This is a genomic window from Cupriavidus sp. FW306-01-F10A, from assembly GCF_058782785.1.
On the sequence record NZ_JBYSYA010000015.1, the window covers coordinates 84,322 to 105,032 of the forward strand.

At 64.2% G+C, this 20,711-nt stretch carries 26 protein-coding genes; 7 read left to right on the forward strand and 19 right to left on the reverse strand.

Annotation, left to right across the window (positions count from 1 at the left end):
- Positions 1-4: 4 nt before the first annotated feature.
- From AC3WLF_RS21060 to AC3WLF_RS21115, 12 genes are all read right to left on the reverse strand, one after another.
- Positions 5-631 (reverse strand): phage baseplate assembly protein V, encoded by a 627-nt coding sequence (locus tag AC3WLF_RS21060; RefSeq protein ID WP_492358791.1) that lies wholly within the window; start codon positions 629-631, stop codon positions 5-7.
- 76 nt (positions 632-707) lie between these two features.
- Positions 708-1,160 carry a phage virion morphogenesis protein gene (locus AC3WLF_RS21065; RefSeq protein ID WP_492358792.1) on the reverse strand — a complete coding sequence of 151 codons (453 nt, stop codon included), beginning with the start codon at positions 1,158-1,160 and terminating at the stop codon, positions 708-710.
- A complete protein-coding gene (locus AC3WLF_RS21070) occupies positions 1,157-1,597 on the reverse strand; it encodes a phage tail protein (protein WP_209777610.1) in 441 nt (146 codons plus the stop codon). The genes AC3WLF_RS21065 and AC3WLF_RS21070 overlap by 4 nt, the downstream gene beginning before the upstream one ends.
- Positions 1,594-2,106, reverse strand: a complete 513-nt coding sequence (locus AC3WLF_RS21075) for a hypothetical protein (protein WP_209777609.1) — start codon at positions 2,104-2,106, stop codon at positions 1,594-1,596. The genes AC3WLF_RS21070 and AC3WLF_RS21075 overlap by 4 nt, the downstream gene beginning before the upstream one ends.
- Positions 2,103-2,909: an N-acetylmuramidase domain-containing protein gene (locus tag AC3WLF_RS21080; RefSeq protein WP_492358793.1), complete on the reverse strand. Its 807-nt coding sequence runs from the start codon at positions 2,907-2,909 to the stop codon at positions 2,103-2,105. The genes AC3WLF_RS21075 and AC3WLF_RS21080 overlap by 4 nt, the downstream gene beginning before the upstream one ends.
- A complete protein-coding gene (locus tag AC3WLF_RS21085) occupies positions 2,887-3,225 on the reverse strand; it encodes a phage holin family protein (RefSeq protein ID WP_400311551.1) in 339 nt (112 codons plus the stop codon). The genes AC3WLF_RS21080 and AC3WLF_RS21085 overlap by 23 nt, the downstream gene beginning before the upstream one ends.
- On the reverse strand, positions 3,222-3,611 hold the full coding sequence (locus tag AC3WLF_RS21090; protein WP_492358794.1) for a putative holin: 390 nt from the start codon (positions 3,609-3,611) through the stop codon (positions 3,222-3,224). Before AC3WLF_RS21090 ends, AC3WLF_RS21085 begins: the two co-directional genes overlap by 4 nt.
- Before the next feature lie 16 nt (positions 3,612-3,627).
- Complete coding sequence (locus AC3WLF_RS21095; RefSeq protein ID WP_492358795.1) at positions 3,628-3,831, reverse strand: tail protein X; 204 nt, start codon at positions 3,829-3,831, stop codon at positions 3,628-3,630.
- Positions 3,831-4,298 (reverse strand): head completion/stabilization protein, encoded by a 468-nt coding sequence (locus AC3WLF_RS21100; RefSeq protein ID WP_492358796.1) that lies wholly within the window; start codon positions 4,296-4,298, stop codon positions 3,831-3,833. Before AC3WLF_RS21100 ends, AC3WLF_RS21095 begins: the two co-directional genes overlap by 1 nt.
- Before the next feature lie 114 nt (positions 4,299-4,412).
- Positions 4,413-5,135, reverse strand: a complete 723-nt coding sequence (locus AC3WLF_RS21105) for a phage terminase small subunit (protein WP_492358797.1) — start codon at positions 5,133-5,135, stop codon at positions 4,413-4,415.
- A complete protein-coding gene (locus AC3WLF_RS21110) occupies positions 5,132-6,157 on the reverse strand; it encodes a phage major capsid protein, P2 family (RefSeq protein WP_400311563.1) in 1,026 nt (341 codons plus the stop codon). The genes AC3WLF_RS21105 and AC3WLF_RS21110 overlap by 4 nt, the downstream gene beginning before the upstream one ends.
- Positions 6,158-6,201: 44 nt before the next feature.
- Complete coding sequence (locus AC3WLF_RS21115) at positions 6,202-7,035, reverse strand: GPO family capsid scaffolding protein (RefSeq protein WP_492358798.1); 834 nt, start codon at positions 7,033-7,035, stop codon at positions 6,202-6,204.
- Positions 7,036-7,179: 144 nt separating this feature from the next.
- Between AC3WLF_RS21115 and AC3WLF_RS21120 the strand changes: the two genes are divergently transcribed.
- Positions 7,180-8,961 (forward strand): terminase ATPase subunit family protein, encoded by a 1,782-nt coding sequence (locus AC3WLF_RS21120; protein WP_492358799.1) that lies wholly within the window; start codon positions 7,180-7,182, stop codon positions 8,959-8,961.
- On the forward strand, positions 8,958-10,001 hold the full coding sequence (locus tag AC3WLF_RS21125; RefSeq protein ID WP_492358800.1) for a phage portal protein: 1,044 nt from the start codon (positions 8,958-8,960) through the stop codon (positions 9,999-10,001). The genes AC3WLF_RS21120 and AC3WLF_RS21125 overlap by 4 nt, the downstream gene beginning before the upstream one ends.
- An 8-nt stretch (positions 10,002-10,009) precedes the next feature.
- Here the strand turns inward: AC3WLF_RS21125 and AC3WLF_RS21130 are convergent, their stop codons facing one another.
- Positions 10,010-11,032 (reverse strand): DUF4062 domain-containing protein, encoded by a 1,023-nt coding sequence (locus AC3WLF_RS21130; protein ID WP_492358801.1) that lies wholly within the window; start codon positions 11,030-11,032, stop codon positions 10,010-10,012.
- A gap of 1,061 nt (positions 11,033-12,093) precedes the next feature.
- Between AC3WLF_RS21130 and AC3WLF_RS21135 the strand changes: the two genes are divergently transcribed.
- The gene (locus AC3WLF_RS21135) at positions 12,094-12,564 is read left to right on the forward strand and encodes an ImmA/IrrE family metallo-endopeptidase (RefSeq protein WP_492358802.1); all 471 of its coding nucleotides are present in this window, start codon (positions 12,094-12,096) and stop codon (positions 12,562-12,564) included.
- A 215-nt stretch (positions 12,565-12,779) separates the two neighbouring features.
- The gene (locus tag AC3WLF_RS21140; protein WP_492358803.1) at positions 12,780-13,076 is read left to right on the forward strand and encodes a hypothetical protein; all 297 of its coding nucleotides are present in this window, start codon (positions 12,780-12,782) and stop codon (positions 13,074-13,076) included.
- Positions 13,077-13,278: 202 nt separating this feature from the next.
- On the opposite strand, the gene AC3WLF_RS21145 is transcribed toward AC3WLF_RS21140, so the two are convergent.
- The 3 genes from AC3WLF_RS21145 to AC3WLF_RS21155 form a co-directional block, all read right to left on the reverse strand.
- Positions 13,279-14,019 (reverse strand): SDH family Clp fold serine proteinase, encoded by a 741-nt coding sequence (locus AC3WLF_RS21145; protein ID WP_492358804.1) that lies wholly within the window; start codon positions 14,017-14,019, stop codon positions 13,279-13,281.
- Between the two features lie 64 nt (positions 14,020-14,083).
- On the reverse strand, positions 14,084-14,326 hold the full coding sequence (locus tag AC3WLF_RS21150; RefSeq protein ID WP_492358805.1) for a hypothetical protein: 243 nt from the start codon (positions 14,324-14,326) through the stop codon (positions 14,084-14,086).
- Positions 14,327-14,851: 525 nt separating this feature from the next.
- Positions 14,852-16,603 carry a diguanylate cyclase gene (locus AC3WLF_RS21155; RefSeq protein WP_492357117.1) on the reverse strand — a complete coding sequence of 584 codons (1,752 nt, stop codon included), beginning with the start codon at positions 16,601-16,603 and terminating at the stop codon, positions 14,852-14,854.
- Positions 16,604-16,949: 346 nt separating this feature from the next.
- On the opposite strand from AC3WLF_RS21155, the gene AC3WLF_RS21160 reads away from it, so the two are divergent.
- Genes AC3WLF_RS21160 through arfB form a run of 3 tightly spaced genes read left to right on the forward strand, consistent with a single transcriptional unit; the run spans position 16,950 to position 18,035 of the window.
- Complete coding sequence (locus tag AC3WLF_RS21160) at positions 16,950-17,489, forward strand: MipA/OmpV family protein (protein WP_492357118.1); 540 nt, start codon at positions 16,950-16,952, stop codon at positions 17,487-17,489.
- Positions 17,489-17,602, forward strand: a complete 114-nt coding sequence (locus tag AC3WLF_RS21165) for a MipA/OmpV family protein (RefSeq protein ID WP_492352497.1) — start codon at positions 17,489-17,491, stop codon at positions 17,600-17,602. The genes AC3WLF_RS21160 and AC3WLF_RS21165 overlap by 1 nt, the downstream gene beginning before the upstream one ends.
- 28 nt (positions 17,603-17,630) lie before the next feature.
- Positions 17,631-18,035, forward strand: coding sequence for an alternative ribosome rescue aminoacyl-tRNA hydrolase ArfB (gene arfB / locus AC3WLF_RS21170; protein WP_492320051.1), 405 nt, complete (start codon positions 17,631-17,633; stop codon positions 18,033-18,035).
- A gap of 18 nt (positions 18,036-18,053) precedes the next feature.
- Here the strand turns inward: arfB and AC3WLF_RS21175 are convergent, their stop codons facing one another.
- The 3 genes from AC3WLF_RS21175 to AC3WLF_RS21185 form a co-directional block, all read right to left on the reverse strand.
- Positions 18,054-19,139: a GNAT family N-acetyltransferase gene (locus AC3WLF_RS21175; protein ID WP_492320050.1), complete on the reverse strand. Its 1,086-nt coding sequence runs from the start codon at positions 19,137-19,139 to the stop codon at positions 18,054-18,056.
- An 88-nt stretch (positions 19,140-19,227) separates the two neighbouring features.
- Positions 19,228-20,106, reverse strand: a complete 879-nt coding sequence (gene htpX / locus AC3WLF_RS21180; RefSeq protein WP_492320049.1) for a protease HtpX — start codon at positions 20,104-20,106, stop codon at positions 19,228-19,230.
- 114 nt (positions 20,107-20,220) lie between these two features.
- The gene (locus AC3WLF_RS21185; RefSeq protein WP_492320048.1) at positions 20,221-20,535 is read right to left on the reverse strand and encodes a hypothetical protein; all 315 of its coding nucleotides are present in this window, start codon (positions 20,533-20,535) and stop codon (positions 20,221-20,223) included.
- Positions 20,536-20,711: the final 176 nt, after the last annotated feature.

Below are 20,711 nucleotides of genomic sequence, written 5' to 3' on the forward strand. Positions count from 1 at the left end.
TAGCTCACCGGGTTCCCTCCGTCCAATCACCGCCGCGCAGCACGCCGCCGTGGTCGTGGTCATCGACGACGACGCCGTTGGAGGAAAGTTCGCCATCGGTGTGGGTGACGTTGCCGCGGATCTGCGTGCCAGCGCCGCTGCTGCCTTCCTGGCCGGACATGCCGGCCTGGTAGGTGAAGAGACCCTCGACCGTGACCTTGCCCTTGAAGGTGGTATCGGGGCAGTCCACCACCACGGTCTGGCCGGCCTGTAGCAGAACTGTCTGCACCCCCTCGATCTCCAGCGCCCCGCTGACGTGGTTGTAGCGGGTGATCGCGCCGTCCGGGTAGAGCGTGACGGTTTCGTCGGCGCTGTGGCTCGGAACATCATGCGCCGCGGACGGAATGCCAGCGACGACGATGCCGTTGGCGACATCGCCGCTGGGGCAAAACATGATGACCTGTTCCCCTACGGTGGGCGGGTTCCATGTGCGCGTGGCGCCTGCGCGGCGCTCCACCCACGGCAGCCATGCCGTGGTGATGCCGCCGGTCGCAATGCGCACGCGCGGGGGCGTGCCGAAATCGACTTCGGCAATGGTGCCGAGCCGAATCAGGTTCTCGATTAGGCGGGCGAGTTCGGTGGTGGAGTCCATGCCCGCCAGCGTGCCGTGCGCGCGCGAGGCAGTCACGCAGCGGGTGTTGTGGCGGCAACCGGCACAACAGGCGGTGTCAGCCGGCGATATGCGCGAGGACGAGGTCGGTGATGCGATCCACGTCAGCGTCGTCAAATCCCAGTAGCTCGCGCTGCGGGTAAGTGACCTCGAGGCCGGCCTGGTTGACGCGGTCGCGGAGTCCGAACTGGTGTACCGCGGCGATGCGCTGGGTGCGGCCGATAAAGGTCACGACAGCGGCGTCCGGGCTCGACTGCGCCTTGAGGAAGCGGGTGGTGCGCAGGCGCGCGAACATGGCGCGGCGCACGCGCCCGGGTCGCAGCCGCAGCCGCAGCTGCGGCTTGCGGGGTTCATAGGCCGACCCGTCCGGATTGCGCTGCTCGGCGATGCGGGTGCCCTGGCGGCGCCGCAGTTCCGCCGCGACAGCTCGTGCAAGGGCGCGCCGCGCCGGCGCCTCCAGATTCTGCAGCAGGGCGCCAGCCCATGCCTCCAGGGCGCGGAAGTCGCTCATGGCGCTGCTGGCCGCCAGGTGGACGGATCGTCGTCCTCGTTGACTGGCTCCGGGTGGTGCTCGACCTGGTAGCCGGTTCCGGCCACGCGCACTGTGACTCGCTCGGTGAGTGGCAGCTTCAATGCCAGGTCGACGGTGGTGTGGTTCAGGATGTCGGCCTCGAACTTCACCCCGTCCTCGCGCTGGGTGGGGCTGAAGAATAGCTCGGGCTGATTGACGCGCAGCCAGGCCAGCACCGGCACCATGATCGCGTCGGAGCCGGCCGCAAAGTCCGTCACGATCAGCGTCAGCGTGTAGCGGTACTCGAAGGACAGCGTCCTGGCGCCGGTGGCCACCAGCCGGCCTTCATCCACGAACACGTGCAGCTTCTCCGGGTTGCGCGCGAGATCCGGTACCGCCGCGGTCAGCGCCTCGCGCAGGCTGTTGGGCTTCATCATGGCACTGGCGCCTCCCCAATGATGGTTACGCCCTGGTCGCGCAGGATCTGCTGCAGGGCGCTCAGCTGCTCGGCGTCGGCGAGGCTGCTGGTGTAGTTGCCGGCAACGGTGGCGGCGACGGTAGAGAGCGCAATGCCCGAGGGGGCCGCATCAGCATCGCCGGGATCTGGTTCGAGCAGGGCGCCGGTGGCGGCGGCGTCGTGCAGGCGCACAAAGCCGACAGGCACAGTGCAGGCGGCATCAGCCTGAACAGGGACATAGCGCGGAACCTCCTTGATGATGGTGTCGCCCTTGACCTGGATGGTCTGGACGCGGTCGACATAGCGGGTGACGGTGACGACGCTGCCGGTTGCGTTCCTGAGCTGTACCCGCAGGCCTGCGGCGGCCGCTTCCGCGTCATCGCCGCGCTTGACGGCTTTGCGGTAGCGATCGGTCATCCACGCGCCCGTGCCGGCAACCGCCAGCAGCAGCACGACGCCCGCGAGAACGAGAGCCAGGGTTCGGTTCATGCTGGCTCCATTTCTTCGGCGCCGTAGCGCGCGAAGGCGCGTGCCAGTTTCACGTCGTACAGGTTGTCCCTGTAGGCCGGGCCGTTGTAGAGGCTGGCGAAGGTGGGCCATTTGCGCGCCCTGAGCGCTTTGTGCAGCACCGGGTCCGTCAGGACGAAGCGCACGAACGCGTCGAGCTGCGCGCCCTCGCTCTCGCGCATGCACAGGGAGAACGCCTGCACACTCGAATACCCGAGGCGCTCCCAGTGGTAGCCCATCACCTGGAACAGCCCCCAGCTGGCAGAGGCGAGGGCGCAGGCTTCATCGATCTCGGCGGCGCGGGCGAGCCGCATGTGCTCGGCGGTGCCGCCGGCATAGCCCCCGCGCGCGCCATTGACCAGGTTCGGGTACTGCCGTGCCAGCGCGTCGGCGTCGTGGCCGGCCGCACGCAGCTGCCGGTACATGACGTGCCGCTCGAACAGGATCACCGGGCGCCCGTCGGGCAGGAAGCCGCTGCCCCGGCTTTCGACCTCGTTGACGGCGCGCACCGCCGCGAGGGGCACGCCCAGCTTGTCAGCGGCGCGCTGGAGGTCGGCGGCGGTCAGGTGCCGCGGCTCCCGGGTGTCTTGCTGCAGCGCCTGCAGCGTCTTCGGGCCGGCGAGGCCGTCGACCACCAGTCCGTATCGCGCCTGCGCCGCCCGCACTGCGGCAAGCGTGGCTGTATCGAAATCGCCCGTCAGTTCGAGCCCCGCGCCACGCTCGCGCAGCAGGCGCTGCAGCTCGCGCACGCCGGCGCCCACGTCACCGGGTCGCAGGATAGTCATCGCAGGATCTCCGCAGGAATCGAACGAGCCAGGAGCAGCCGCCATCGGTCTCGGTCATGCGGAACAGCTCCACCACGTTGCCGCGCACCGCATACACCGCCAGGCACAGCACCGCGGTGATGCCGCTTTGCGCGAGCATCGCCCAGTCGTAGCGGCCGAACAGCACACCGATGGGAACGGCGCCCGCCAGCACGATCAGCAGGTAGGCCAGCCGCGAAGCCCACGGACGGTAGGCAGCCCCCGCGCGCCGGAACAGCAGCAGGCGGATGGCGATCAGCGCGCACAGCGCCGCCTGGATCAGAAAGAGGATCGTCACTTGTTGCCTCCTTGTCCGTTGTTGCGAAAAAGCCCGACCAGCCAGTCCCCGTGGCCGGCCACGTGGATCAGCAGCATCAGCAGCTTGACCATCACCGCCGAGGCCACCAGCGCGCCGACGCCATGGCTTACCTCGGCTTCAGTGGGCAAGGCCTTGGCAATCAGCGCAGCGGCCAGCGGCGCCGCCAGGCAGCCGGCCACGATGGACAGCACCAGGAAAGCCAGCTTCTTGGCGGTCGACATGTCGTCGGAATTGAGCGCGAACACCGCAGCGCCAGCGAAGGCGCCGAGCACCGTTGCCGCATCCACGCCTGGCAGCAGGGTGATGGCGCCAATGCCGGTGACGGCAATGGCGGTGGTGGTGCCGGTGGAAATGGGTTCAGCCATGTTCGATTCCTTGGGGTCAGTCCCACAGTTGCACGCGCTGAACGGCCGGCTGTGGCGAGGTGTCGGCCAGGTCGATGACCGTGCCATGAGGGAGGACCGGGCCGAGATCGGACAGGCCGGGATTGGCTTCCAGCACTGCCTCGGTGACGCCGGCGGTGCGGCCGTAGACGCGCTGGCAGACAGCATCCACGGTGTCGCCTTGCAGGGCTCGCACGCGCATCAGATCAGCTCCACGGTGGTGCGGGTGATGCCGAGCAGGTCGCTGATGGCCCACCGCGCATCGCGGCGCAGGTCTTCCACGGCCTGCAGTAGCGCCTCGGCAGCCTTGTCGCCGGCGGCCGTGGCGTCGTAGTCTCGGTACCGCTCGATCAGCCCTGCGCGCGCCTGGCAATGCAGCGCGCGCAGGTACCGGTGCAGGTTGGCCGACTTGCCGTCGATCTGCGCAGACGGTACCGCCAGCAGCATGGCGTGGCCGGCCGCCTGCTGGCTCGCCTTCCAGTCGGCCAGCTCCGCGTTGACCGACAGCGCCGCCTCGATCAGAGCCGCGCGCAGGCGATCCGGTGTCACGGTGCCGTCCTGGCGCATGGCGGCCAGCGCCTGGTCAACGTCGATGTCCGGAAAGAAGCCATCGTTGGCGATCAGGTTCTGGCCGGCTGCGGCGGGGGCGGTGGCAATGAAGGAAGACATGGGTTCACTGGTCGTGGAGGCGGTGGACGGGGCAGCCAGCTGGATTGGCCGGCGCGAGGCCGGTGCGCCCTTCGGATGCCCCGTGCCGCCTGATGCGCGGGGTCACGCTCGGTGTCAGCCGCGGCCGTCGCCCTCCTTGGCGTCGGCCTGGGCTGCGTTCTTGATCTCGCGCTCGAGGCGCTCAATGTCTTTTTTCACGCCGGCCTTGTCGTGCAGCTCCAGCGCGCGGCGCAGGTTGCGCAGCGCGAACTCACGCCGGTCCTGTTTGCGATCGTCCGGCGTCGCGTCCACTAGGGCGGCATGCGCATAGCCCACCGCCTTGTGCAGCTTGGCGCGCACTTCGTCGGGCATGTCCTGGTCGTTGACCAGCGTGCCCACCTCGCCGAGGGCGTCCACGTCGACGGGCTGCCCGGCTTCGACCGCCTTCAGCGTCATTGCCGCGTATTCCTCGGCGATCAGGCAGGCCGTGGTGCGCTGGTACTGGTCCGGCATCACCAGGCCGTGCCGGATGGCGTATCGCGCCAGCGGCAGGGCGCCGGCGAAGTCGCCCACGTCGATGTGCCAGACCATCACGGTCATGAAGACCTCGTCCTGTACGCCGGCATCGGCTTCCAGCACGCCCTGGACCCAGGCCGCATAGGCCGGCAGCATCCCGCGCTTGGCATCGGCCTTGCGCTCGATCGACTGGATCTGCTTGAGCTGGCGCTTGTGCTCGGCCAGCTGCGCCAGCATCAGCTCATGGCCGGAGGCGTGGCGCAGCGGGTTGGCGGTCTCGGCTGCGGCTGCCGCCCGCTGGGCGCTCACGCGCAGGAAGTGGTTGCGGGCGGGGCTCGTCATGCCTGGGCCACCTCGATGTTCTCGGCCATCGCGGCGCAGGCCAGGTCCTCGATCACATAGGCGTCGTTGCTCGACTCGTAGTTCTCGATGCGGTCGCGCTTGGCGTTGTCCACGATCGTGCGGCGGCGGGAGCCTTCCTGGTAGTAGATCGACAGGTTGTCCAGGCGCGTCACCAGCAGGGCGTCGGGCGGGAAGTAGGGCACCCGCACGGCCGGCAGGTTGCCGATGCGCTTCTGGCTCATGATGATGTCGGTGGCCAGCTTCTGCGTGGGGTCGCGATCCTTGTTCAGCAGCGGGAAGTACTTGTCCGCCAGCAGCTGCCGGCCACACACCACCACCAGGTCGGGATCCTCGGCGTACCACGGCGCGATCAGGTGGCTGCACAGGTCGAACACCAGGGCGTCCAGGCTGGCGTAGTCGCGTGTGGCATCCGTGTCGGGGCCGCCGACCACGATCGTGCCGGCTGCCTTGCCTTCGACCATCACGCGCTCCGCCGCTTCTTCGCGCAGGTGCTGCAGCCAGCCCTTGTTGACGTCCTGCAGCATCGGGTTGGCGGCGCGGTTGGAGGTGGCGGCGCGGCTCAGGCCGTTGAAGCCGATCATGATGCGGTCCAGCGCCTGGCGGCGCAGGATGGCGTCGCGGATGCGCGTCTGGAAGTCGGGAAACTTGGCCCAGGCATCCAGCATGCGGTAGGTGATGTGGGTGTCCGAGTTGGTCTGCTCGCAGCGATAGCCGCGGTCGTCGAGCGCCGCGATATCGCTGGTCTGGCGATCCTGGGCCGAGGTGTCGGTGGTGCTGGCCACCGGGCCGGACACGCCCAGGCCGACCTTGTCGCCTTCCTGCTCGGTCACGCCATAGACGTTGATCCTGCCGAGGAAATCGCTGGATTCCTGTACTTTGGTTTCCAGCTTCTGCTGGACGCTCGGTTGCACGCTGAACTTGCGGTCCACGCGCTCGACGCCGTTGATCTCGGCGATTTTGGCTTCGTATGCCGCGTACAGGCGGCGGGTATCGTTGCGCATTGAGTTGGCTCCGGTGGTTGATGTGTCGCTGTCCGGGGGCCGGCTCAGCAGTCGGTTTCGATCGCCGCGCCGTCGCCGCCGGTGGCGGGCGGGCGGCGGTTGAAGTCTTCCTTCTTCTCCAGCGTGGCCGTGAGCGTGCTGAAGGCTTCCTTGCCCTGGGTCTGTTCCGCCTGCAGCGCATCCAGGCGTTTCGTGACGCCGTCGATGGCCTTGGTGAAGGTCTCGCCCAGCGTCTGCACTTCCCTGGCAATAGCCTGGACGGCTTCCTGTGTGTCGGCATGGCGGGCGTCGTTGCCGGCGTCGGACTTGTCCTGGCGCGCGAACAGCTTCTTGATGCTGGCGGCAAAGCCGGCGGTGGGCACACTGACGGTGGCTTCGGCGGCGAAGTCCAGCTCGACTGCGACGGCTTCGGAGAACAGGTTGTTCGGATCCTGCTTGCGCTCGGCCAGCGGGTTGTTCTTGGCCCTGGCGCTGAACTGCAGCATTTCGCAGCCCAGGCTCGCCGGGTTGTCGGTGACGGCCAGGCCAACCAGGTACGCCTCGCCCGAATCTGCGAAATCGGGATTCACTTCCATCGAGCAGAAGACCTTCTGCCGGGCCTTGTTGAAGGCGATCAGGTCAGGGGTCGGGTCGAGCTGCGCATACAGGCGCATCTTGCCGCCTTCCTCTTCGGTCTTGAGTGCCAGCACGTCGCCATACGCCCTGAACGGGCCATCGGGCACGATGCCGCGGATGTGCTCCAGGTTGATGCGGGCGCCGTAGGTGTCGGGGTCATAGCTGGCGGCCATCTGCACCAGCATCTCGCGGTCGATCACGCGGCCGTCGCTGGTCGCGCCTTCGGTGGCGATGCGGAAATACTTCGGGTTCTTGCCGGCCATGGTGTCCTCGTTTGGCGGGGTTCGGTGGTGGTGTTGCCATCTTCGGCGCGGTGTCACGCGCGGGGCAATGCCGGGCTGTTGTAGGCATCCCGGGCACAACACAGGCGGCGTGGCACGCGCGCGCGCGGACGGTAGCGTTGCGGCATGACTACGCTTCCGCCTATCTCCCTGCTCTCGTTCGATCCAGAAATGGAGCCACGCCGCATTGCGCGATCGCTCTACTGGCAGGGCTATCGGGTGGCGCGCATCGCGGAGATGCTCGGCGTCAAGCTGGTCACCGTGCACAGCTGGAAGCGCCGCGAGCGCTGGGACGAGGCTGACGCGGTGGAGCGCATCGGCACCAGCATCGAAGCGCGCATGGCGCGGCTGGTATTGAAGGAGGCCAAGGAGGGCAAGGACTACAAGGAAATCGATCTGCTGGGCCGGCAGGTCGAGCGCCTGGCGCGCGTGCGCCGCTATGAGGGCAGCGGTAATGAAGCGGATCTGAATCCGAAGGTGGCCAACCGCAATCGCGGGCCGCGCAAGCAGCCCGAGCGCAATGCCATCAACGAAGAGCAGCAGGAGCAGCTGGTCGACGCCTTCATGGAGTCGATGTTCGACTACCAGCGCGTCTGGTACGAGGCGGGCCTTGTCGAGCGGATCCGCAACATCCTGAAGAGCCGGCAGGTCGGCGCGACCTGGTTCTTCGCGCGCGAAGCTTTTATCGACGCGCTGACCACAGGCCGCAACCAGATCTTCCTGTCGGCCAGCAAGGCGCAGGCGCATGTCTTCAAGCACTACATCATCCAGTTCGCCAAGGACGCAGCCGGCGTCGAGCTGAAAGGCGATCCGATCGTGCTGCCCAATGGCGCCACGCTGTACTTCCTCGGCACCAACGCCCGTACCGCCCAGAGCTACCACGGCAACCTCTACCTGGACGAGTATTTCTGGATCCAGCGCTTCCAGGAGCTGCGCAAGGTGGCCTCCGGCATGGCCATCCATGCGAAGTGGCGGCAGACGTATTTCTCGACGCCTTCAAGCCTTGCGCATGAGGCGTATCCGTTCTGGTCCGGTGCGCTGTTCAACCGCGGGCGGAGGAAGGACCAGCACGTCCAGGTCGACGTGAGCCACGCCAACCTGATGGCCGGCAGGCGCTGCGCCGATGGCCAGTGGCGCCAGATCGTGACGGTCGAGGATGCCGTACGCGGCGGCTGCAACCTGTTCGACCTGGAGCAGTTGCGCCGCGAGTACAGCGACGCGGACTTCGAGAACCTGCTGATGTGCGGCTTCATTGACGACACTGCGTCGGTGTTCCCTCTGTTGATGCTGATGCGGTGCATGGTGGACAGCTGGGAGGTGTGGGATGACTTCCGGCACTGGTCGCCGCGGCCGCTCGGCAACCGTGAAGTGTGGGTCGGCTACGACCCCAACGGCGGGGGCGGGGATAGCGCAGCGCTGGTCGTCGTCGCGCCGCCGCTGGTGCCCGGCGGAAAGTTCCGGGTGCTGGAGAAGCACCAGTTCCGCGGCATCGACTACGAAGAGCAGGGCGCCGCCATCCTGAAGGCCTGTGAGCGCTACAACGTGACTTACATCGGTATCGACCGCACCGGCGTTGGCGATGCCGTCTACAAGGTGGTGCTCAAGGCGCGCCCCGATGCGCAGGGCTTCACCTACTCGGTCGACGTGAAGACCGGTCTGGTGCTCAAGGCCACCGACGTCATCAGCAAGGGCCGGCTGGAGTTCGATGCCGGCTGGGCGGACTTCGCCGCGTCTTTCATGTCCATCCGCAAGACGACCACCGCCGCGGGCGGCCGCGTGACCTACCAGGCCGGCCGCTCGGAAGAAACCAGCCACGCCGATCTGGCCTGGGCGTGCATGCACGCGCTGGCCCACGAGCCGATCGAAGGCGTGACCACCACCAATACCAGCATCATGGAGTTCTCATGACCAGCAAGAAGACGCGCCGCGATGCGGCTGTTGCCAACCACGCCGCTCCGGCGCCAAAGAGCGCTGACGCTTCCGTCGAAGCGTTCAGCTTCGGGGATCCGATTGCCGTGCTGGATCGCCGCGAGCTGCTCGACTACGTGGAGTGCATGCGCGTTGGCGACTGGTACGAGCCGCCGCTGCCGTGGGATGGCCTGGTGCGCAGCTTCCGAGCCGCCGTGCATAACAGTTCGCCCATCTACGTGAAGCGAAACATCTTGGTCTCGACCTTCATCCCGCACAAGCTGCTGTCGCGCTCGGCGTTCGCGCGCTGGGTGCAGGACTTCCTGGTGTTCGGCAACGGCTATCTGGAGCGGCGTGACAACGTGCTGGGTCAGCCGATCGGGCTGGAGCCGGCCATGGCCAAGTATGTGCGTCGGGGCGTGGATCTGGAGACCTATCACTTCGTGCAGAACTGGCAGGACAAGCACACCTTCAAGGCGGGCAGCATCTTCCATCTGCTGGAGCCGGACATCAACCAGGAGGTCTATGGTCTGCCGGAATACCTGTCAGCGCTCAATGCCACCTGGCTCAACGAGGCCGCTACGCTCTTCCGGCGACGCTACTACAAGAACGGCAGCCACGCCGGCTTCATCCTTTACATGACCGACGCCGCGCAGAAGCAGGAAGATGTGGACGCGCTGCGCGAGGCGCTCAAGAACAGCAAGGGGCCGGGCAATTTCCGCAACCTGTTCATGTACGCCCCCAACGGCAAGAAGGACGGCATTCAGCTGCTCCCAGTGTCAGAGGTAGCCGCCAAAGACGAGTTCTGGAACATCAAGAACGTGACCCGCGACGACCAGCTGGCCGCACACCGCGTGCCGCCGCAGCTGATGGGTATTATTCCCAATAACACCGGTGGCTTTGGTGATGCCGAAAAAGCTGCCATGGTATTCGCACGTAATGAAGTCAAGCCGCTTCAGGACCGCCTTACTGAAGTCAACGAGTGGCTCGGTCAGGATGTCATTCGCTTTGACCAATATCAGTTGACCGGAAACAGCTAGCCGGGGCCTTAATTTCGGATGGCGCGGAGTTTCATCAATTCGATATCACCATGTTTAGTTAGCGTCCATACATTAGACGAACCCTCGCGCTTTTCGATAAGGCCCAAAGCCCGAAGCTGGATGATGATAGTTTCCAATGTCTCATCATCAACGTCATATTCGTCTATGCTCGAATATTGGGTATTTTCCTTGCGAAGATACCTCTTCAAACCTGCTTCGCCTTTTTCCTCCAGCAAGCGCATTAAGGAATTGCCTATCCCTACTTCAGTAGCGCCGTCAAGTAAGCTAGGGCCAATGGTCGCGAGAATCTCGTCCCACGTCGCTGGGGCGGGATTATTTTGGATGGTGGTGATTACGTTGCCATACTGATCATTGACGTCAGCCCTAAATTTCAGGGAAAACTTATCGCTTCCTCGAGCTAAATTTTCAATTCCATGCGCTTGATGTGCCTCTGACTCAGCAAGTTTTGATTCCAAATGTTTGATGGTTTGATGAAGTTGAATAATCTGAATCGCGGAGCTTTCATCTGGAACTTGGTCGCCTCGGACCCAGCCAATAGCTGGTGTGGTTTTAATAAGCTGGACCAGACTGCGGCTGACGACGCTACCTAGTTCGGCCGGGGAAGACCAGAACTTGCACAGCCTTTTCTGCACATATTCTCGGAATGCTTCCAACCTAGTCTTGCCAGCATCCGTCGCTTCGGACTTGCCGGTAGCGATTTCGGCGGGATTCCGATGCAGGAAGGCAATCACCGGCTTGCCTATTTCTAAGGCGTAGCGATACTCCATCTCTGTGAAGCTGATACCGTCCGGCCCTAGCGAGCCATAGCGACCACCCATGATGAGAAGGTAGTAATCGCAATCCCCTATCACGCGCTTGATTAGGGACCACTGATCTTCATTGGCTGCAGGAAATAGCTCCATTCCAGACGGGATGCAGTCAAGCTCGAGGAGGGCCTGAATAATCTCTTGTCGCTCCTCTTTCAAATCTGCGAACGTCGAACTGATAAACACCTGGTATCGGCGGTCCAAGCTGCTTCTCCTTTCCAATTGACTACGTACCGCAGACGTAGCTCACCAATCACTATTTTCCCACGCGTTGCCCTTTTGTTGCGGTCAATCTTGCCGCAGGGCTGGACATGCCTCGGGACTTGCGTTGTTCGAAAGTCCACGAAGACGCATGAACGGATCCGCTTTGCTCCAGTTCAGCGAGTCCGACACGGGGACAACCCCACGCCGTTCGGCCAATCGGGTGCCTTCGCGGCTCCCCCGCCGCCTTGACGCCCAGCGCGCGGTGGAGACCCCGCCTCACCCGCCCGCTTCGTGGAGTGGATTTTATGCGCTTGCATAGAGCCCAGGATCCGCCCCAGTTCTGCCGTCGCGGGCGGTCGGCAGAGTGCATCGAATTATGCGGATTTATGCGCCTTGGCGGATGCAGCGGCAAGCATCCAGGCCCCTGCTTGGGGGGGTGCTGTCCGTCTGTGCAACTTCACTCCCCTTTGGCGCCATCGGCAAGTTGAGCACCGAGGAGGGCTCGGGAAAAAGGTAACCTTGGTAACCAGCCCCGAAAAGCAGCGCTAACCCTTTGATTTATAAGGTATGTAGTGGTTACCTCGAAAAGGTAATCTGAGGTAACCAAAAAGGTAACCTGTCGCTAAACCATTGATTTTGTTGGAGATTTGTTTCTATGGAGGTTACCTTCAGAAAAGGTAATCTGGTTACCCTATAGTTACCCCGATGTTACCTTCTTGCCGAAACCCGGAATCCCTTATCTGACAAGGCTTTGCGGGAGATTTTTCCGGTGGGGTTACCAAGGTTACCTTTTTCCCGTCCCCCGGCTGACTTTAGCCGAACCCGGGATATATACTGTATATATATACAGTAGTTGATCCAAAAACCTAAGCCCCCACCGGAAGCACACAGCCAGCACAAACACGAAAGACCGAAGAGCAGCCTGACGCGGTCAAATGGCAAAGCTGTCACACAGGCTATCAAGTCAGCTCCGTCGGACGCTCTCCACTTTGCTGCATTTTTGAGCACTTCTCCCTGTTAGCTTATACTTCGCCTGCAAGACGCCACGGAGCGCAATCAACATGCCAGCCAGAACAGCACAAGCATTTCTCGAGCGGTACTGGGACAGGAAACTACCTGTTGACCCGGTAGCTATCGCTCACGCTGCTGGCGTGAAGGTAATCGGGGAAGCCTTAGGAACCTTGGCCGGGAAGTTCGACGTGGTACAGGGCTACCCAGGCGGACCCGTCATTACGTACAACGTTCATGACCCGCTCGTTCGCCAGCGCTTCACTATCGCTCATGAACTGGGACACTTTGGCCTGATGCATGGTGCACGGTTCAGAGACTCAACTCAGAGCTTTTCTCTATCGAACTATGATCCGGTAGAGTCAGATGCCAATAAGTTTGCTGCTGAGTTGCTTATGCCGACCGCTGTCGTAAACGGCTTGATCTCGCAGCGGAACATTACTGACTTCAATACGCTTGCGCAGATGTTCAATGTCTCTGCAGTGGCAATGAAATATCGGCTCAAAAATCTCGGCTGGCTCTGACACGATGAAGACTTGATGAGGGTGCCTCGTCGAATGGAGGCAATGCAGGCAAGTCGCAACCAGAGTCTGGACCTACTTGGGAACAGCTGGGGCATATACCCTGGGATGACCTTTCGAGCGATACCACGGCTCCGCAGGATGTTGGATATCTACTGACCGAGCAGATCAAGGATCGGAAGCAGTTTCGCCAGTTTCGCCAGTTCGCATTCTATGGAGTGGCAGCGCTGATCGTTTGCGCCGTCTTTGCACTGTTGGGCTGGATCTGGTGCGTCGGCCGCCGGGTTGCAGATCCTTTTTCTGCAATGGACTATCAAGCGGCGCTGTTCATTACACCTCTAATAGTTCTGGCATCGTTCGCCGCTCTCCTCGTCCTTGCTCTACTCCGCTTTGCATTCCGGCCCATGGATGGCAAGGACAAGGATGACACGCCAGACGCCCTAAGCGTAGTACATGGACTGGGACGCGAGGCTCTTGCCGTCCTCAAGGACTACTTAGGCAAAAAGGCAAGTTAAGTTGGCGCCGAACCATGCGCAGAGATTCGACGACCTGGGCTAAATCAGACCTGCGCCATGTACCACTGATGTGCGACGTGTTCGGCGCGGAGCCGCCGGCGCAGGAGTGGCAACCCGAGACATGGCCTGACTCCGGGAGACCGGCAAGGTTGCCTTGGCACATCGGGCTCAAAGGCGGCGAGCCCGGCGGCAGCACTGCGGACTACGCTGTAGGCACTTGTGGCGTGACAGTGACGGCGGTACTCAACCTGCTCGACTCGAACAGCTTCGCGTAGCCATTTCGCCCGCAGTCATACGAGTACATGGTGCGGAGTAGCCATACCTGGCGCCAGAAATCGGACTTTGTGTCGATCTCTTCCACATTGAGCCCCAGCTGCTGGGCCTCCTCGCAATCCAGGACTGAGCCATGGCTATGGAAATGATCCCGGGAGGCCAGTTTGGCTATCGTTGCATCAATTTCGGCAAGTTTGCTCGCCATCATTCCAGTGGACAGTAGCTGCTTGGCAAGCTTCTTCGTCTGCGCCAGAGCCGTGAATGCAACCTGTAGCTGAATAGGATTGATGGCTTGCGGCGGGGCCTTGAGGATGAAGTCCACAGGTACACCACCAACCAGTGGATCAATAGGGCCCAGCTCTGAGGTGCTGCTCATGACGACCGACTTCCCGCACAAGGCGATGACCGTCCCGTTGCTCTTTGCGCGACGCGGAACAATCACGCGCAAATCTGGTGCGCTCTTTCTCAGCAGCGCACAGACTTTTTCGGTTGCATCGGTGAAGCCACCGTTTGTTTCGAGGAGTAGGTCGACACTCTCCTTCTGACGGTTGTTCAGAAGTTCTGCAAGATAGGTGTCATCCGTGGGATCGATCGTCGCGGTCGACCGGTCGCAGTCCGTGAAGTAAACGAGCAACTCGCGTCCGGTCGCTTCCTCGATGTCGCGGATCAATAGTTGTCGTAGGTAGCGGTCTTTATGCGATACCCAGAATAGCGGCGACTGTGTGGGAATGTCTTTAGTCCTGGGGAACGTGTCCGGCATCGTCTCGTTGGCTCTCTGTCGTCTTATGTTCTTGTTGCTCAGGAGACATCGCAAGAATTCCTAGGCTAGCCCTCAAGATTGCGCTAACAGGATCGAGCCCGGCCGAAAAAGCCACCTCGTCCTTGACTAACTGCTGCTGCGTCAGGTTGCCCACGATGTCTCTGGGAAGAGCCATTGGCCCACCAACTGACTGCCACATACCCATGTTGAAGTCCATACTTTCCCCTCGTTGTAGCGCGTACATCATCTGTAGCTGCAGCGCAAAATTTCTTCTTGCTAGCGAAGTTAGGCACCGTACGCATGAAAGTCAATCCACCTGATGGGTAGACCGCAATAGCGCGCTAAATGTTCGCAGTTGTTTGCGCAAAAACCACGGGATTCTACCGAATGGCTACGGAAACGAGTAATCAGATCACGATAAGCAAGTGGCACCGTCACCCTTCTATGAGAAGCATGCAGCACGTATTGGTGTCTCTGTCGCACGCCCGTGCGTCCCGGCGCCGACGCTTTGCCTGTAGCTAAATTTCACCTACGATGGTCTGGATTCATCCTGACTGACCTTGGTTAGCCTTGGTTTTGCAAACTGCGAGTTGCGCAAGACATTGATTTATAACGCGTTTTGGTTCATCACCAAAACTCCGAAGGCAGGGGTTGCTGGTTCGATCCCAGCCGGGCGCGCCAAATTTCCTCCCGATATGTCGTGCCATGATGCTGGCCCTGAAGCAAGCGCATGCGCCGGCCGTCAGTTCGTGCCGGCGGGAGCCGGGACGATTCCCGGCGCAGGCTCCGGCACGCGATCGTCGCTGACCACCCGGTTGCGGCCGGCCGCCTTGGCCGCGTACAGCCGGCGGTCCGCCACCTGCAGCATGGTGTCGAGGTTGTCGGTGCCGTCCACTCCCATGTCGGACACGCCGATCGATACCGTGAACTGGATATTGCCCTTGGCAGTGGCATCGGCGGCCGGCTCGCACACGGTCTGGCCCAGGATCTTGCGCAGGCGCTCGGCGGTTTGCGTGGCTTCGTCCAGCGATGTGCGCGGCAGCAGCAGCGCGAATTCCTCGCCGCCGACGCGTGCCGGCACGTCGATGGCGCGCACGGTCGCGCGCACCACGTCGGCCAGCTTCCGCAGCACGCGGTCGCCGCTGGCGTGGCCCCAGTTGTCGTTGATGCGCTTGAAGCGGTCGATATCGATCATCAGCATCGACATCGGCGTCTTGTCGCGCAGGCAGTGCTCGTACTCGATGCCGAAGCGCGCCTCGAACTCGCGGCGGTTGGTCAGGCCGGTCAGCGCGTCGGTCTCGGCCAGCTCGCGCAGCGCCTCGCCGCGCGCCTGGTAGTGCGAGAACAGCTTGCCGATGCCCTGCAAGGTGACCCACATCAGCAACGCCAGCGCCAGCGCGCTGGCGGCCAGCACGGCGCTCAGGTGCGACGCCGTGCGCAGCAGCAGGTCGGTGGCCGAGAAGTAGTCGACCAGCGCCAGGGTGCTGCTGCCGATGCGCTGGAACATGATGCGGCTGCCGTCGGCGGCGCGCAGCGTGCCCGAACCGCGCCGGAACATTTCCCGCGCCGTGGCTTCGTGCCAGGAGGCAGGCAGGATGGCGGACAGCTTCTCGCCGCGCCTGACGTCGCGGGTGCTGGCACCGACCAGGTTGCCGTCGATATCGACCAGAAAGCGCTGTACTCCTTCGGGTGTGGTCCGGGTCAGGTACGCGTCCATGCTGTGCTGTGAGATCTCGGTGATGGCCACACCACGGAACTGGTGGTCCAGGTAGACCGGCACGCTCAGCGACAAGTACATATCGTCGCTGCCGTCGGCCACGGGGCCGAAGTTCCAGCGCATGCCCTGGTCGGGATTGGCCTCGGGCAGGTGCTCGCGGATATAGCCGGTGGCGGCGACGCGCCGCAGCGTGGCGGCGGCGTCAGCGGGCGGCACCGGCGGATAGGCGACGAAGAAGCCATTGTTCGAAACGTACGTCAGCTTGCGCGCCACCAGCGGGTTGACCGGCTCGGCGCTGATGAGCTGGCTGAGGCCACGGGCCACGTACAGGCCCGCCAGCAGGTCGCCGTCGCGGCGGGAGAAGCCTTCCAGGCCCGCCAGCAGGGCGGGGCTGACGCCGAGCAAGACCGCATCGCCTTCCGGTGCGGGGAGTTCCCAGACGTCGTCGTTACGGTGCTCATAGGCCGCCTTCAGCGGCGGGTCAGGCTCGATCGCGTGCGGGCCCGTCTGCAGGCGGATCAGGTGCTGCGCAAAACTGCGCACGCTCATCAGCCGCTCGGCTTCGACATTCAGCACCGAACTGATACCGGCGACCTGCAGTTGCTGGCCCTGCTGCAGCGACCGGATCTCGTGATCGCGCAGCAGCCCGAGGCCATGGACGGAGAGCATCACCAGCAACATCGAGGCAACTGCAAACGACAGCACCACAAAGCGCTGCGGCGTGCGCACGGCTTGTTCCCAGAGGCGGTCGAGCAGAGTGGCAAGGCGGGGGCGCATGGTGAAGTTCCAATAGGCTTCGGCGGGCACGCGGACACTGCGCATCGTAAATCACGGATAGTGCCGCACAGCGAGGGCAATCAGCGAAGCTGGGCTTATCATGCGCCGCCCGAAACAAAAGACAAAGCGGGGCGACTACCCATTGCTTAGTTCGGAATAATCTAGCCCTGGCAAGTACCGTCACGGATGCAATTTACGTCACCGGGGCAGCACAGCGGCGCGGCTTAAATCGCGCGCTGAAAACTTTCTGCACGCACCTCGCTGTGTGGCGCGCCAGTGCTGATAGATTCACTCGATTCACGCAATCTCGCGCGGCGGGCCGTGTGCCGCGCTCCCGGAAACCACCATGGCAATTTCGACAAAGCCGCGCAGCGCGCTGGCGGCACTGTTGCTCGCCGGCGCGCCAAGCTCCGTGCCCGCCGCACCGCTGAGCCTGCCGGGCTCGCTCCCCAATATGGCCGGGCTTGGCATCGGCTCCACCACAGAGTTTGCCGGCGGCAAGGGCCGCAACGACGTTGACGATCCGGTGGTCTCGCGCCTGCACGAGATCGACACCACGGTCGAGGCCGGCGGCTACCTCGGCTATGAATACCTGAACCAGGGCCGCGTCCCCTGGCGCTTGGGCGGCGGCGTCAACGTGATGACCAATGCCGGCATCGTCTACGGCGGCATGCATATCGCTGCAACGGGTTCGCTGTGGGTGCCGCTGCACCCGCGGGTCTATGCGGGGGTCGGACTGGGCGCGGCGTGGGTCAGCGGCAGTTTCAACTGCACCTATTTCGGCGTCACCCCATCGGATTCGGCGGCGAGCGGCCTGCCTGTCTATAGCCCGGGCGGGGGCCTGGAACAGTTCACCGGCTGGCTGGCGTTGCTCTACGGGGGGTAATGGTCTACGGCCAGCGCCTGACCAGCGATGCTGCCGACAGCCCCATCGTGACCCAGCGCGGTACGCGCAACCAGGTCACTTACGGGGTCGGTATCGGCTATGCGTGGCGGTAGTGCCACCAGCGCTTGCTATGATCCCACCATGACCGACGACCTCGTCATCCCCCATCACGAATACCTGATCACGGCGATCCGGGCGCAGGGTGCGGGCGGCCAGAACATCAACAAGGTGTCCAATGCCGTGCACCTGCGCTATGACGTGCATGCCTCCTCGCTCGCGCCTGACCACAAGGAACGCCTGCTGGCGCTGCACGACCACCGCATCACGCGCGACGGCGTGGTGGTGATCAAGGCGCAGCAGTTCCGCAGCCTCGACCAGAACCGCGACGAAGCGGTGCGGCGGCTGCACGAACTGGTGCGCAGCGTGGCCGCGCCGCCGCGCGTGCGCCGGCCCACGCGGCCGACGCTGGCCTCGCGCCGGCGCCGGCTGGAATCCAAGAGCCAGCGCAGTCAGGTCAAGGTGCTGCGGGGCCGGGTGGTCGACTAGCGCCGCAGCAGTCCGGCTTCAGGTCCCGGTCTTGAATGCCGCGAGCGCCGGCACGTTGTCGCCGGCATCCGCCTGCGGCGGCTCGAAGCGCGCGCCCGGGCGCCGGTAAGCCGGAAAGAAGCCATCCAGGTCATCCAGCGTGGCTTTGTCGCCGCCGGACAGCGCCACGTACCGGTCGGGGTCCACCACCAGGCGCTGGGTCCGGTACACATGCGTATCGTGCGAAAAGCCGCGCTTGAACTCATACAGGGAGTCTTTGGCCGAACCCAGCCCGCCGCCCAGGTGCAGGTAGTGCAGGCCGTTGGTGCGGCCCCATTCGCGCGCGGCATGGATCACAGTCTTGGTCGGCTGGAGGTGGCGGTACGCCCAGTCCCAGGCGGACAGGTGATATTGCATGATGCCCGTCCCCCGGGCCACGGTGAACAGCGCCGCGCCGATCATGCAGCCGTCTTCCTCGGCCACGAACAGCAGCAGGTCGTCGCCCAGCGCGCGCACCAGGGTGCGGTAGTACTGCGCGTCGAAGAAGTAGTAGGGCAACGCGCCCAAGCGCGCCATGGTCGCGTTGTACAGCGCGATAAAGCGCGGCAGCATGGCGAAATCTCGGTCCAGGCGTGCGCTCACGCCCGCGCGCCGGGCGCGGTTGATGCCCAGCCTGTGGCGCGCCTGCGTTTCGTGCCATAGCTGCTCGGCACTCTTGGTCAGGTCGACGGATACCGTCTCGCCCTGATCCACCACCAGCCCGAGGCGGCTGTTCCAGTCGGCATTGAGCAGTGGGTGCAGGCGGATAAACCACGACACGCAGCCGCACTCGCGCAGCAACGCGAGCGCCGCGCCCAGTGCCTCCTCGGCAAAGCCGGCCGGGACATCGGTGCTCAACACCGGGCCGCCGTAGCCATAGGCCGAGGTGGCATCCCAGCTGCCGCAGGCAATGGGCCGGCGCACCAGCGGAACCAGCAACTCGTGGGCGCCGTCACGCACCAGTACCGCGGCGGCGCTGCCGTGGTCGCTGCGCTCGGCGGCAGTATGCCAGCCAGGCGTGTGGTAGCAATCATGGCGACATCGCGCCAGCGTGTCGCGCCACACGGGGCTTGTCGGTTCCAGCACGCTCGATCGCATCGAAAACTCCCTGTCAGGTAGCCGGCGCCGCGCCAGTGTCAGGCCGCGGCGCCGGGGGCATTGCTTGCCCCGGGCTTCAGCGCGCGGATTGCAGCGCGGCAATGCGCTGCTCAATGGGCGGATGGCTCGAGAACAGCGCCAGCCACGACTTGCCGCCGGCGATGCCCATCGCCTGCATGTTCTGCGGCAGGCCGTCCGGGTCCAGGCCGCCGAGGCGGCGCAGCGCCGACACCATCGGCGTGGGCGAACCCATCAGGCCGGCCGCGCCGGCGTCGGCGCGGAATTCGCGGTGGCGCGAGAACCAGGCCACGATGATGCTGGCCAGGATGCCGAACACGATTTCGCAGACGACCACCGTGACCATGTAGCCGATGCCCGGCCCGCTCGACTCCTCGTCACTCTTGCGCAACATCGAGTCGACGAAGTAGCCGACCACGCGCGCCAGGAAGATCACGAACGTGTTGACCACGCCCTGGATCAGCGTCAGCGTCACCATGTCGCCATTGGCCACGTGCGCCACCTCGTGCGCCAGCACCGCTTCGACTTCGTCGTGCGACATCGACTGCAGCAGGCCGGTGGACACCGCCACCAACGAGCTGTTCTTGGTCGCGCCGGTGGCGAAGGCGTTGGGTTCGCCGTCGTAGATGGCCACTTCAGGCATGGGCAGGCCGGAGCGCTGCGCCAGCTTCTCGACGGTCTGCACCAGCCACAGCTCGGTGCTGGTGCTGGGGTGGGTAATGACCTGCGCGCCGGTGGACCACTTGGCGATGGTCTTGGACATCAGCAGCGAGATAAAGGCGCCGCCGAAGCCCATCAGCGCGGCGAACGCGAGCAGGGTGCCCAGGTTCAGGCCGTTGGCGGTCAGGTAGCGATTCACGCCCAGCACGCTGGCGGTGAAGCTGAGGACGAGCATGACGGCGAGGTTGGTCGCCAGGAAAAGTAATACGCGTTTCATGAGTATGTGGTGGAGCAGTACGACGGAAAAACGCGGACGAGCCGCAGGCGCGCGCCGCTCGTGGGGCACGGCACACAAGAACGGGCGAGCGCGGGCAAGGCCGCGCCGGGGGCATCAGGCGCGCGGCGGACGCGGCTGCAGCGGCAGGTCCGGGTCGGGCAGCGGGGCGCCGGCATAGCGCGGCGGCCCGGCGCGACCGGACGAGGCCGCTAGACGCAATGGAGCCGCCGGCAGGAGCTGCTCGGCGAGATCGGCACCGGGCTGCAGCTGCGGCTCGGCGGTTTCAGACGACGGTGATGGCTGGCCCGCGGCGGCATCTGGGCTGCCGGCATCGGCGATGGTTGGCTCGGCCGGCGTATCGGCGGCGGACGCCACGTCGTGCGCGACCGTAGCCGTCCAGCCCGGCAGGGGCAGGAAGGCCAGCATCATGACCAGCAGGAGGAGCCGGATTGAGCGCACGCGAGGACAGTATGTCAGTAAACGTTCAAGGAATTCTACAGGATGCGGGATGGCGCCGGCGCCCCGCGTGAGGCATAGCACACCATGTGCAACGGATTGCCTGTGGGGCTCCCCACTTGCCGCAAACGTGCGCCAGCATGCTGGGT

What these genes read in the sequence shown, in the direction of transcription:
- AC3WLF_RS21060 (WP_492358791.1), bottom strand. Translation starts at nt 631, where the DNA reads ATGGACTCCACCACCGAACTCGCCCGCCTAATCGAGAACCTGATTCGG.
- AC3WLF_RS21065 (WP_492358792.1), bottom strand. Translation starts at nt 1,160, where the DNA reads ATGAGCGACTTCCGCGCCCTGGAGGCATGGGCTGGCGCCCTGCTGCAG.
- AC3WLF_RS21070 (WP_209777610.1), bottom strand. Translation starts at nt 1,597, where the DNA reads ATGATGAAGCCCAACAGCCTGCGCGAGGCGCTGACCGCGGCGGTACCG.
- AC3WLF_RS21075 (WP_209777609.1), bottom strand. Translation starts at nt 2,106, where the DNA reads ATGAACCGAACCCTGGCTCTCGTTCTCGCGGGCGTCGTGCTGCTGCTG.
- AC3WLF_RS21080 (WP_492358793.1), bottom strand. Translation starts at nt 2,909, where the DNA reads ATGACTATCCTGCGACCCGGTGACGTGGGCGCCGGCGTGCGCGAGCTG.
- AC3WLF_RS21090 (WP_492358794.1), bottom strand. Translation starts at nt 3,611, where the DNA reads ATGGCTGAACCCATTTCCACCGGCACCACCACCGCCATTGCCGTCACC.
- AC3WLF_RS21095 (WP_492358795.1), bottom strand. Translation starts at nt 3,831, where the DNA reads ATGCGCGTGCGAGCCCTGCAAGGCGACACCGTGGATGCTGTCTGCCAG.
- AC3WLF_RS21100 (WP_492358796.1), bottom strand. Translation starts at nt 4,298, where the DNA reads ATGTCTTCCTTCATTGCCACCGCCCCCGCCGCAGCCGGCCAGAACCTG.
- AC3WLF_RS21105 (WP_492358797.1), bottom strand. Translation starts at nt 5,135, where the DNA reads ATGACGAGCCCCGCCCGCAACCACTTCCTGCGCGTGAGCGCCCAGCGG.
- AC3WLF_RS21110 (WP_400311563.1), bottom strand. Translation starts at nt 6,157, where the DNA reads ATGCGCAACGATACCCGCCGCCTGTACGCGGCATACGAAGCCAAAATC.
- AC3WLF_RS21115 (WP_492358798.1), bottom strand. Translation starts at nt 7,035, where the DNA reads ATGGCCGGCAAGAACCCGAAGTATTTCCGCATCGCCACCGAAGGCGCG.
- AC3WLF_RS21120 (WP_492358799.1), top strand. Translation starts at nt 7,180, where the DNA reads ATGACTACGCTTCCGCCTATCTCCCTGCTCTCGTTCGATCCAGAAATG.
- AC3WLF_RS21125 (WP_492358800.1), top strand. Translation starts at nt 8,958, where the DNA reads ATGACCAGCAAGAAGACGCGCCGCGATGCGGCTGTTGCCAACCACGCC.
- AC3WLF_RS21135 (WP_492358802.1), top strand. Translation starts at nt 12,094, where the DNA reads ATGCCAGCCAGAACAGCACAAGCATTTCTCGAGCGGTACTGGGACAGG.
- AC3WLF_RS21150 (WP_492358805.1), bottom strand. Translation starts at nt 14,326, where the DNA reads ATGGACTTCAACATGGGTATGTGGCAGTCAGTTGGTGGGCCAATGGCT.
- AC3WLF_RS21155 (WP_492357117.1), bottom strand. Translation starts at nt 16,603, where the DNA reads ATGCGCCCCCGCCTTGCCACTCTGCTCGACCGCCTCTGGGAACAAGCC.
- AC3WLF_RS21160 (WP_492357118.1), top strand. Translation starts at nt 16,950, where the DNA reads ATGGCAATTTCGACAAAGCCGCGCAGCGCGCTGGCGGCACTGTTGCTC.
- AC3WLF_RS21165 (WP_492352497.1), top strand. Translation starts at nt 17,489, where the DNA reads ATGGTCTACGGCCAGCGCCTGACCAGCGATGCTGCCGACAGCCCCATC.
- arfB (WP_492320051.1), top strand. Translation starts at nt 17,631, where the DNA reads ATGACCGACGACCTCGTCATCCCCCATCACGAATACCTGATCACGGCG.
- htpX (WP_492320049.1), bottom strand. Translation starts at nt 20,106, where the DNA reads ATGAAACGCGTATTACTTTTCCTGGCGACCAACCTCGCCGTCATGCTC.
- AC3WLF_RS21185 (WP_492320048.1), bottom strand. Translation starts at nt 20,535, where the DNA reads ATGATGCTGGCCTTCCTGCCCCTGCCGGGCTGGACGGCTACGGTCGCG.